Below are 5,824 nucleotides of genomic sequence, written 5' to 3'. Positions count from 1 at the left end.
CCGCTACAATCGCGCGATCATATCGCCACCCTTTTTCCCCATGCTTGGTACCCCAAGACGCCAGCTCGGCCGGCTCGCGCTGCCGGCCGCCGCCCTGCTCGCCGGGGTCGTCCTGGCCGGCTGCAGCAGCACCAGCGACCGCATGCGCAGCGCCCTGCACGCCATCACGCCCTACAAGGTCGAGGTGGTGCAGGGCAACGTCGTGACCAAGGAGCAGGTGCAGGCGCTGCGCAACGGCATGACGCGCCAGCAGGTGCGCGAAGTGCTGGGCACGCCGCTGCTGGCGGACATCTTCCACGCCAACCGCTGGGACTACGTCTTCACCATCCAGCGCCAGGGCGTGGAGGCGCAGCAGCGCCGCCTGACCGTGTTCTTCGAGGGCGACACGCTGGCCCGCTTCGAGGGCGACGAAATGCCCGCCGAGGAAGAGTTCGTCGCCACCATCGACACCCGCAAGAAGCCGGGCAAGGTGCCGCCGCTCGAAGCCAGCGAAGACCAGCTCAAGAAATACGACGCGCCGGCCGACGCCAAGGCCGCCGGCGGCGCATCCGGCACCAACGCCGCGGCGCCGCTGCCACCGTCCTACCCCCCGCTCGAATCGCGCTGAGGCGGCTTAGAAAGAGCCGCCCGGGGCCGCCGGCCCCGCACCGTCGTCCTTCGAGCGCATGCCTTCCGAGGATCTCCGCGTGAACGCTCCCGCTTCTTCCCCATCGCCGCGCCGCGTGGCCGTGGCCGGCGCCTCCGGCCGCATGGGCCGCATGCTGGTCGAGGCCGTGCTGGCCTCGGACGATCTGCAGCTCGCCGGCGCGCTGGATGTGCCCGGCAGCCCGGCGCTCGGCACCGATGCCGGCGCCTTCCTCGGCCGCAGCACCGGCGTGCGCATCACCGACGACCTGCGCGCAGGCCTCGGCAACGCCCAGGTGCTGATCGACTTCACCCGCCCCGAGGGCACGCTGGCGCACCTGGCCGCCTGCCGCGAACTGGGCGTGCAGATGGTGATCGGCACCACCGGGTTCTCCGACGCGCAGAAGGCGCAGATCGCGGAAAGTGCGAAGACCGCCGCCATCGTGATGGCGCCCAACATGAGCGTGGGCGTGAACGTCACCTTCAAGCTGCTGGAGATGGCGGCCAGGGCGCTGGCCACCGGCTACGACATCGAGGTCATCGAGGCGCACCACCGCCACAAGGTGGACGCGCCCTCGGGCACGGCGCTGAAGATGGGCGAGGTGATCGCCGACGCGCTGGGCCGCGATTTGAAAGACTGCGCCGTGTACGCACGCGAGGGCGTCACCGGCGAGCGCGACCCGTCCACCATCGGCTTCGCCACCATCCGCGGCGGCGACATCGTGGGCGACCACACGGTGCTGTTCGCCGGCATCGGCGAGCGCATCGAGATCTCGCACAAATCCAGCAGCCGCGCCGGCTACGCCCAGGGCAGCCTGCGCGCGGTGCGCTTCCTGGCGGACCGGCCGGCCGGCCTGTTCGACATGTTCGATGTGCTGAAGCTGCGCTGAGCGCGCCGGGCCGGATCGCCGCATGTCCGCGCTGGAACTGCTGACCCACGGCGACGCGTTCAGCCGCGGCGTGGCGGCGCTGTTGCTGGCGATGTCGGTCGCGAGCTGGGTGGCGATCCTCTGGAAGGCCTGGCTGCTGCGCGGCGGCACGCGCGACGTGCTGCGCAGCACGGCCGCCTTCTGGCAGGCCCGCACGCTGGACGACGCACGCCGGCGCGTGGCGTCCTTCGACCGCGCCGGCCTGGTCGGCCCCGCGGTCGCGGCGCTGGGCCAGGTGGCGGCCGATGCGCGAGAAACGCAAGGCACCCTCGCAGGCCAGGGCGCCCTGTCGCAGCGCCTGACCCGCGCGCTGCGCGACGCCCTGCACGGCGCGCTGCGGCGCCTCTCATCGGGCCAGATCCTGCTGGCCACGGTCGGCGCCACCGCGCCCTTCGTCGGCCTCCTGGGCACGGTGTGGGGCATCCACCGCGCGCTGGCGACCATTGCCGTGCAGACCGGCGGCTTCACCATCGACAAGGTGGCCGGCCCGGTGGGCGAGGCGCTGGTGATGACGGCCTTCGGCCTGGCGGTGGCGATCCCCGCCGTGCTGGCCTACAACGTCTTCGGCCGCGTCATCGGCCGCATCGAGGCGGAGCTGGAAGGCTTCGCGCACGACCTGCTGGCCGTGTTCGCGCCCGAGGGCGCACCGCCGCCGCCCCCCGCGCGGCCGATGCCCGCGGCCACCGCCTGAACGCCATGCCCTTCGGCCGCAGCGCCCTCGGAAGCGCCGCCGCCAGCGGCGGCCGGGCGCTGGGCAGCGGCGGCCAGCGGCCGCTGTCGGACATCAACGTCACGCCGCTGGTCGACGTGATGCTGGTGCTGCTGGTGATCTTCATCATCACCGCGCCGCTGATGGCCAGCAGCATCAAGCTGGACCTGCCGCGCACCGATGCCGGCCAGCCGAGCGACACGCCGCGCTTCGTGAGCCTGGTGGTGAACGCGGCGGGCGAGGTCTTCCTGGACGAGCAGCGCATCGCCGGCAACGACGAGCTGGCGGCGAAGCTGCGCGCCGCCGCCGAGCGCAGCCGCGACACCGAGGTGCAGTTGCGCGCCGACAGGACGGTGCCCTACGGCCAGGTGGTGGAGCTGATGGGCATCGCCAACCAGGCAGGGCTGGGCCGCATCGGCTTCGTCACCGAGGCGCCGCCGACCGCCGGAGACACCGCGCCCCGCTGAAACGCCGGCGCGCGATCCGTGGCACAGTGGGCCTTCCCCGCTGTTCCCCACACCCCCAGTGAACACTGCAAGCCCTCCCCTGGCCGAAGCCGGCCGCTTCGGCAGCGGCCAGGCCGTGCGCCGCCTGGAAGACGACGCGCTGCTGGCCGGCCGCGGCCGCTACACCGACGACCTGCGCACGGACGGCCAGGCCCACCTGGTCTTCCAGCGCTCGCCCTACCCGCATGCCCGCATCGTCTCCATCGACGCCGAGGCGGCGCGCGGCATGCCCGGCGTGCTCGCCGTCCACACCGGCGCCGACCTGGTGGCGGCCGGCGTGCAGCCGCTGCCCGGCGTGGCCGGCTTCAAGCGCCCCGACGGCGCGCCCGCCGCGACGGCCCCGCGCCGCGTGCTGGCCCACGAGCGCGTACGCTTCGTCGGCGAGCCGGTGGTGGCGGTGGTCGCCGAGACGCTGCAGCAGGCGCGCGATGCCGCCGAGGCGGTGATGGTCGAGTACGAGGAGCTGCCGGTGGTGGTGGCCCTCGCCGACGCGCTCGCGCAAGACGCGCCGGCGCTGTGCGAGGAGGCGCCCGACAACATCGCCGCCGAGCAGCGCCACGGCGACGCGCAGGCCGCGGCAGCCGCCTTCGCACAGGCCGCGCACGTGGTGAAGCTGGCCGTCACCAACCAGCGCGTGGCCGCGGTGACGCTGGAGCCGCGCGCGGTGCTGGCCGACATCGACCCGCAGGACGGACGCCTGACGCTGCGCATGAGCACGCAGATGCCCTCGGGCGTGCGCAACACGCTGTGCGACGCGGTGCTGGGCATCCCGCGCGAGCAGGTGCGCGTGGTGGTTAACGACGTGGGCGGCGGCTTCGGCATGAAGACCGGCCTGTACCCGGAGGACGCGGCCGTCGCCTTCGCGGCACGCACGCTGCGGCGTCCCGTGAAGTGGATCGCCGACCGCAGCGAGGAATTCCTCGCCACCACGCACGGCCGCGACATCGAGGCGCAGGCCGAGCTGGCGCTGGCGGCCGACGGCCGCATCCTCGCGCTGCGCGTGCGCACGCATGCCAACGTCGGCGCGTACGCCACCGGCACCGGTGTGGCGATCCAGTTGCTGATCGGCCCCTGGGTGCAGACCAGCGTGTACGACATCCCGCTCATCGACTTCCACTTCACCGCGGTGATGACGAACACCGCGCCCACCGGCGCCTACCGCGGCGCCGGCCGGCCCGAGGCCATCCACACCATGGAGCGGCTGATGGACGAGGCTGCGCGGCAGACCGGCATCGACCGTACCGAGCTGCGCCGGCGCAACTTCATCCGCCCCGAGCAGATGCCCTACACCAACCCGATGGGGCAGGTCTACGACACCGGCGCTTTCGAGCAGGTGATGGACCAGGGCCTCGCGCTGGCGGACTGGGGCGGCTTCGAGGCGCGCGCCGCGCAATCCGCCGCGCGCGGCCTGTGGCGCGGGCTGGGCATCGCGACCTTCCTCGAATGGACGGGCGGCAACGTGTTCGAGGAACGCGTCACCGTCGATGTGAAAGCCGACGGCGTGATCGAGGTCTTCTCCGCCGTCAATGCGATGGGCCAGGGCATCGCCACCACGCTGGCGCAGCTGGTGGTCGATGCCTTCGGCGTGCCCATCGAGCGCGTGCGCGTGGTGCTGGGCGACACCGACCGCGGCGACGGCTTCGGCAGCGCGGGCTCGCGCTCGCTCTTCACCGGCGGCTCGGCCATGCGCATCGGCGCCGAGCGCACCATCGAGAAGGGCCGGGAACTGGCCGCACAGGCACTGGAGGCGGCCACCGCCGACATCGACTACGCGCAGGGCCGCTTCAGCGTGAAGGGCACGGACCTGGGCATCGGCCTGTTCGAACTGGCCGGCCGGCAGAGCGACCAGCGCATCTTCGTGGACTCCACCAGCAGCGTGAACGGTCCCACCTGGCCCAACGGATGCCACGTCTGCGAGGTGGAGCTGGACCCGCAGACCGGCGAGGTCGCGGTGGTGGCCTACGCCTCGGTCAACGACGTGGGCCGCGTGGTCAACCCGCTGATCGTGCGCGGGCAGCTCGACGGCGGCGCCGTGCAGGGCATCGGCCAGGCGCTGCTGGAGCAGGTGGTGTACGACCGCGAGACCGGCCAGCCCGTGACCGGCAGCCTGATGGATTACGCGCTGCCCAAGGCCGGCGAGATGCCCGCCTTCCGCACCGAGATGGACGAGTCCACGCCCTGCCGCAACAACCCGCTGGGCGTGAAGGGCGTGGGCGAGCTGGGCACCATCGGCGCCACGCCGGCGGTGGTCAACGCGGTGGCCGATGCGCTGGCGCGCCACGGCCGGGCCGACCTGTCGCCGCGGCTGCAGATGCCGCTCACGCCCTCGCGGCTGTGGCAGTGGCTGCACGGCGCGGGCGGCACCGCGCCGGCGTGAGCATGCTGCACCCGCCCGCCCCCATCGCCATCGTCGGCGCCATGCACGACGAACTCGCCGCGCTGCTCGCCGCCATGCCGGACGAGCAGCCGGTGCGCGCCGCCGGGCGCGACTTTTGGCAGGGGCACCTCGAAGGGCAGCCGGTGGTCGTCGTGCTCTCGCGCATCGGCAAGGTGGCGGCGGCCACCACCGCCACGGTGCTGCTGGAGCGCTTCGGCGTGCGCGCCGTGCTCTTCACCGGGGTTGCGGGCGGCCTGGCGCCGGGCGTGCGCGTGGGCGACGTGGTGGTCGCCACCGAGCTGCTGCAGCACGACATGGATGCCTCGCCCCTGTTCCCGGCCTACGAGGTGCCGCTGTACGGCCGTGCGCGCTTCGCCGCCGACGCGGCGCTGGCCGAGGCGCTGGCGGGCGTGGCAGCCGAGGCCCTGCGCGAGCCCGCCGCGCTGCTGGGCGCACAGGCGGTGCAGGACTTCGGCCTCGCCGCCCCGCGCGTGCACCGCGGCCTGGTGGCGAGCGGCGACCGCTTCGTCGCCACCGCCGCCGAGAGCGAACGCCTGCGCGCCGCCCTGCCCGAGGCGCTGGCGGTGGAGATGGAAGGCGCCGCCATGGCCCAGGTGTGCCACGACTACGGCGTGCCCTTCGCCGCGGTGCGCACCGTCTCCGACCGCGCCGACGACGC

Annotated in this window: 6 protein-coding genes; all 6 read left to right on the top strand. The window is 73.5% G+C overall.

Going from position 1 to position 5,824, the window contains the following annotated elements:
• Nucleotides 1–40 precede the first annotated feature (40 nt).
• Nucleotides 41–607: an outer membrane protein assembly factor BamE gene (locus ACIY1X_RS24120; protein WP_399685599.1), complete on the top strand. Its 567-nt coding sequence runs from the start codon at nucleotides 41–43 to the stop codon at nucleotides 605–607.
• Nucleotides 608–665: 58 nt separating this feature from the next.
• On the top strand, nucleotides 666–1,514 hold the full coding sequence (dapB, locus tag ACIY1X_RS24115) for a 4-hydroxy-tetrahydrodipicolinate reductase (RefSeq protein ID WP_399685596.1): 849 nt from the start codon (nucleotides 666–668) through the stop codon (nucleotides 1,512–1,514).
• 22 nt (nucleotides 1,515–1,536) lie between these two features.
• Nucleotides 1,537–2,244 carry a MotA/TolQ/ExbB proton channel family protein gene (locus ACIY1X_RS24110; RefSeq protein WP_399685593.1) on the top strand — a complete coding sequence of 236 codons (708 nt, stop codon included), beginning with the start codon at nucleotides 1,537–1,539 and terminating at the stop codon, nucleotides 2,242–2,244.
• 5 nt (nucleotides 2,245–2,249) lie between these two features.
• Nucleotides 2,250–2,729: an ExbD/TolR family protein gene (locus tag ACIY1X_RS24105; RefSeq protein ID WP_399685590.1), complete on the top strand. Its 480-nt coding sequence runs from the start codon at nucleotides 2,250–2,252 to the stop codon at nucleotides 2,727–2,729.
• Nucleotides 2,730–2,787: 58 nt separating this feature from the next.
• Nucleotides 2,788–5,145, top strand: a complete 2,358-nt coding sequence (locus ACIY1X_RS24100; RefSeq protein WP_399685587.1) for a xanthine dehydrogenase family protein molybdopterin-binding subunit — start codon at nucleotides 2,788–2,790, stop codon at nucleotides 5,143–5,145.
• Nucleotides 5,146–5,147: 2 nt separating this feature from the next.
• The coding region (locus tag ACIY1X_RS24095) for a 5'-methylthioadenosine/adenosylhomocysteine nucleosidase (RefSeq protein ID WP_399685585.1) at nucleotides 5,148–5,824 on the top strand (677 nt) is incomplete at its 3' end.

This window comes from Xenophilus sp., assembly GCF_044462705.1.
Taxonomy (GTDB): Bacteria; Pseudomonadota; Gammaproteobacteria; order Burkholderiales; family Burkholderiaceae_C; genus Xenophilus; species Xenophilus azovorans.
The sequence above is the reverse complement of the archived record's forward strand: the minus strand, read 5'-3'. Positions and strand labels throughout refer to the sequence as shown.

Excerpts from the sequence above, each read along its gene's own strand:
- ACIY1X_RS24110 (WP_399685593.1), top strand. The coding sequence starts at position 1,537 with ATGTCCGCGCTGGAACTGCTGACCCACGGCGACGCGTTCAGCCGCGGC.
- ACIY1X_RS24105 (WP_399685590.1), top strand. The coding sequence starts at position 2,250 with ATGCCCTTCGGCCGCAGCGCCCTCGGAAGCGCCGCCGCCAGCGGCGGC.
- dapB (WP_399685596.1), top strand. The coding sequence starts at position 666 with ATGCCTTCCGAGGATCTCCGCGTGAACGCTCCCGCTTCTTCCCCATCG.
- ACIY1X_RS24120 (WP_399685599.1), top strand. The coding sequence starts at position 41 with ATGCTTGGTACCCCAAGACGCCAGCTCGGCCGGCTCGCGCTGCCGGCC.